Source organism: Scandinavium sp. UTDF21-P1B (genome assembly GCF_040750395.1).
In the GTDB taxonomy this organism is placed as follows: Bacteria; Pseudomonadota; Gammaproteobacteria; order Enterobacterales; family Enterobacteriaceae; genus Scandinavium.
Map to the genome: position 1 here is coordinate 1 of NZ_JBFLVD010000042.1, position 2933 is coordinate 2933.

A 2933-nucleotide genomic window follows, 5' to 3' on the forward strand; every position below is an offset into this window, starting at 1 on the left:
CAACTCATTGAATACATGACCCAATTTTTCTAAATCAAATTTACGGTCGTATTGCGCCCAGTCAGAGACATACCCCCCAACAATTAACGGCGACTTTCTTTCCACTACGGCTTCCGGGCCGAAATTATTGATCGGCGCCATAGGAATAACGACTTTTGTCAGACCAGTTTTTTCATTAGCGTAATCGAAGGCGAAGGCAGAACAAGAGGTTGACAGGAGTATTGTTGACAGGAGGGTTTTTGTTATTACTGACGGTGTAGGCATATCACTCATCCTTTTTAGATATTATTGGCTCATTCCTGAAGTAATGAGCCATCAGAAGCCCGACGATGATTAAACCGTTGCCTGAACCACTATCTGTTAATTTTAAAAGACAGCGACAGGACTAATCACCCGATAATATTCAGATGACAATTTTATTTATTCTGGTTTAATCCCTTGAATTAACAGGCTAGGAGAAATTATCAATTTTATTGATTCCCGACATCATCTCAGATGGGATAATTATCTGAAAAAAAACTGAATGCACTCAAGTAATACCACGTGCAGAAAAGCATAAAAGGGACGCAATTGCCGCGCAGGTTCTGTCACCTGCTCAGTTGATGGCAACGACGGGATCAGGATAGAGAGAGAAAAATGTCACGTGTTTGTTCACTGGTGACATTTTCCTGGCCGATTTTATATCGCATTCTGACCAACTGCCCTAAGGCAGTCTGGAGACAATAAAGTCGGTTTCATATTGATGGCCAGGATACTGGCTATTCACGCGCTGAGCAAACTCCTGCTTCGAAATGGTATGCCGATAGGTATCGTGCAGTAACACCAGGAAGTCGTTTGACTGTGCCTCGGTATCGATGGGCAATCGTTTATAGCCCGGGTCATCCTTGATCTGGCTGATTAACTGATTAAACCATGCATAGAAAGGCTTGTCCGCTACGGCACTGACCACGCGTGGATCCTGAGAAGCGCTGCTGCATCCCTGAACCAGGGGTAAACCCAATGTACAGAAGATAAGCGCAGCGATACGGGCTTTCTTGTAACGGCTATTCATCATTTCCTCTACTTTAATTTCGCTGGGTGAGTGTGCAGGAAAACCGGCAACCCACACCTGAACACAGGGGGTTAGCGCGACGCGCTGATTGATAATTTCATTAATGGCTCAGGAATAGGTCCGGTCCCCTATCATTTGGTTGACAGAGACGAACATGCCCTCTCTGTCAGCGCTGAAAATACAGGGGGGGAATATCAACGTACCGGGCTATTCCCTTACTCAGCATAGTTGAAAAAACGGCCTCCATTGGGGGAGGCCGTAGATTGACATCACAAGGTAATTACTTCACCAGCTGCCACAGAGAGTGTGCTTCAGCCGGGTTCCAGTGCGCGGCACCCGTGTGGGCATTCAGACAGCGGTAGGTATGACCTTTATAGCTGACTACGTCACCGATGGCATAAACCTTACCAGGGGTGAAAGCATTCGCTGACGGCTGCTGTGAACCACCGTTATCCGTATCCTTCACTTCGATAGTAATAAACTTCACTGCCTGCCCGTGGCTGTTGCTGGCGGTCAGACGATATTTCGCTTTACCGGTTGTACCCGCTTTAACCCAGGCACGCACGGTATGGAGGTCTTTACCTTCCAGCTTACCGTGGGTCGGTGCAGCCTGTTTTTCCTGCAGCTGGAAGTTGCCGTAGCCTTCTACCACTTCCCAGGTAAACTTATCTGCGCCAGTCGTAGAAGACGCGTTCATCGCATAGCCTTCGTTGTACGACTTTTTCTGTACCACGATATGATCCTGCAACAGGTTGATCACCGGTGCTGCATGGGTTTCATCACCCGGAGGTGTCACATCATCATTCGGCGGAATCACATCATCAACCGGCGGCTTGGGTTCCGGCACATCTTCACCAGGATGGTTCTGGCCACCAAAATCCACATCAATGACGTTATAGAAGGTTGCGGCAGTATCGCCCACATCCCATGCAGCCATAATCACCTGATAGCCTTCACGCTGCGGAACGTTACATTTGTGCGCAGTACCAACACCGGTACCACCACCAGGGATAGCCGTCTGCATTTTTCCGTCAATAGTACAGAACGGTGTTGCCTCAAAAGAAGCGCGAGTCAGTGGCTTCTCCGGGTTCCAGTCGGCTTTGGTAATAAAGTAGCGCCAGTCTTTAGTCACATGCGCTGCAGTGTATTTCCAGGTAAAACTGTGCTCTCCGGCGCTGATAGGGTGTTTCGCCCAGCGGGTTGAACTCTGCTCATCCAGTTTACCCATGGAGTGAAGGCCAGCACTGGCAAGCTTACCATCAGCCGGGCCAGCATTAACCTGAGGGAAACCATCCGTACCCTCAATGCTTTGCGGTTCGTACATTGGACCCGCACCACAATCCTGGTTTTGCTGACCCATACCAGGTGTACACATATAGCCGCGTGAAGCAGGCTCCATAACGTAACCGTGTGACCAGGCAGCAGTGCTCACCAACAGCGATGCGACCGCAATGGCAATTTTATTAATTCGCATATATCCTCTGATGTTTCTTTACAATCATTAAGAAAAATAACTTTCAGGCTGAAAAAATAATCGTTATTTGATTTCGGTATTCAGCATCCACATAGGATAACTATCAACTCAATTATCCGACGGCGTAATAATCTGGCATTTTGAAATTAAATAAGATAAGAAATTTCTACAGAAAACTCAGAAGATGGACACGAGAGGATGGACGAGCGGAATATCTGTTTTTTATCAGTTTTCTGACCAGTCAGATACTCATTTCAGAAAAAATATCATGTCTTATGCTCAGAGTTTGATAACGACAGCGTCTCTGACCATCTAATAACCTGACGTTGAAACTGCGCTTTCAATACTCTAAAATATTTGATTCACAACTTATACTGCCCGGCAATTCGGTCATGTATTCAATGAGTT

At 46.9% G+C, this 2933-nt stretch carries 3 protein-coding genes; all 3 read right to left on the reverse strand.

The genetic code is table 11. The annotated features are described in order from the left end of the window. Nucleotides 1-264 (reverse strand): hypothetical protein (locus AB1287_RS22070; RefSeq protein WP_435619116.1); only part of this gene is annotated, 264 nt, incomplete at its 3' end. 439 nt (nucleotides 265-703) lie between these two features. Next, nucleotides 704-1054 (reverse strand): hypothetical protein, encoded by a 351-nt coding sequence (locus AB1287_RS22075; RefSeq protein ID WP_435619117.1) that lies wholly within the window; start codon nucleotides 1052-1054, stop codon nucleotides 704-706. A gap of 277 nt (nucleotides 1055-1331) precedes the next feature. Further along, nucleotides 1332-2525, reverse strand: a complete 1194-nt coding sequence (locus AB1287_RS22080; RefSeq protein ID WP_435619118.1) for a lytic polysaccharide monooxygenase — start codon at nucleotides 2523-2525, stop codon at nucleotides 1332-1334. Between the last annotated feature and the right edge of the window lie 408 nt (nucleotides 2526-2933).